This is a genomic window from Streptomyces sp. NPDC006624 (genome assembly GCF_040611555.1).
In the GTDB taxonomy this organism is placed as follows: Bacteria; Actinomycetota; Actinomycetes; order Streptomycetales; family Streptomycetaceae; genus Streptomyces.
In genome coordinates this window covers 1-1,072 of the sequence record NZ_JBEXOM010000099.1, presented here as the reverse complement: position 1 = coordinate 1,072, position 1,072 = coordinate 1, and the positions used below count along the sequence as shown (strand labels likewise).

The window sequence follows — 1,072 nt, the reverse complement described above, 5'->3', positions numbered from 1 at the left end:
CCGGCGCTGCCGCTGCTGAGCGAGATCGTGGTGCACGAGACCTGCACCGCCGGCAGCCGCTACCGCGGCGAGTAAGCCCGGCGCCTCGCGCCGGCGCCTGCGACGCGATCAGCCCTGGACCGCGATTCCGCGGCGGGTCATGCGCGCGCCACGGTTCAGACATCCTCGTCCCGCAGTTTCGCGTAATCAGCCATGCGCGCGGCCTCGTCCTGGCCGGCCGCGGCGCTTTGCCTATTCAGCTTTCAACCCCGTAACTGACTGACCCCACAGGCTTTCTGAACGGTTCAGCACCGCTCGTCGGCATCATGTTGCGCCGCAACAAATAGCGGCCTATGCTGCAACGCACAATCCAGTCGCCCTATCGGCTGGACGACCCTAACAGGAGCTCAGCCATGTACCAGCAGTTCAACGAACAGTTCGCCGCCGCCACGCGCCAGTTCGCGGACACGGCCGCTCAGGTCAACCGCCTGGCCCTCGACAACGCCGAGGCCGTGTTCGGCCTGCAGATCGCCGCGATCGAGGACCGCGTCAACGCCACCTTCGCGTTCTTCGGCGAAGCCGCCGAGGCCCGCGACTTCGACGCCCTCAAGTCCCTCTTCCGGTAGGGCGTGCAGATCGCCCGCGAGAACGTCGAGCGCGCCGTCAGCACCGGCCAGGAAGCCTTCGGTCGCACCCTGAAGACCAACGAAGCCATCGCCGAGCTGGCCAAGTCGCAGGTCGAGACCGCCGCCAAGGCCACCCAGGCCAACGTCGAGAAGGCCACCATGGCTGCGGCCAAGGCCGCCGCTCCGGCCGCCAAGTAAGGCAACGCGGCCGCCGACTCTCTCCCGGCGGCCCGATCCGATGAAAAAACCCGGCAGCGCGAGCTGTCGGGTTTTTTCGTGTCTGCGGTTTGGGGGCGCTGCGGCTGGGATCTTTGGGATGGGCAAGTTACGGCGGCGACGCGATCGCGGCGGACGTGATCTGTCGTCGAATCGCCGGCCGCGGGGATCGGGGGTTCGTCGCGATCTGATGTTGCGCGGTCGCGGCTTGCGCCGCTCCTACAGGGAGATCGCAAGCATCGACCGCCTCC

General features: G+C 67.7%; 2 protein-coding genes. Both read left to right on the top strand.

Annotated features, from left to right (window positions below; genetic code table 11):
• The first annotated feature begins 392 nt into the window (after positions 1 to 392).
• Complete coding sequence (locus tag ABZY20_RS37435) at positions 393 to 605, top strand: phasin family protein (RefSeq protein ID WP_356448029.1); 213 nt, start codon at positions 393 to 395, stop codon at positions 603 to 605.
• Positions 606 to 608: 3 nt separating this feature from the next.
• Positions 609 to 803 (top strand): hypothetical protein, encoded by a 195-nt coding sequence (locus ABZY20_RS37430; protein ID WP_356448027.1) that lies wholly within the window; start codon positions 609 to 611, stop codon positions 801 to 803.
• Positions 804 to 1,072: the final 269 nt, after the last annotated feature.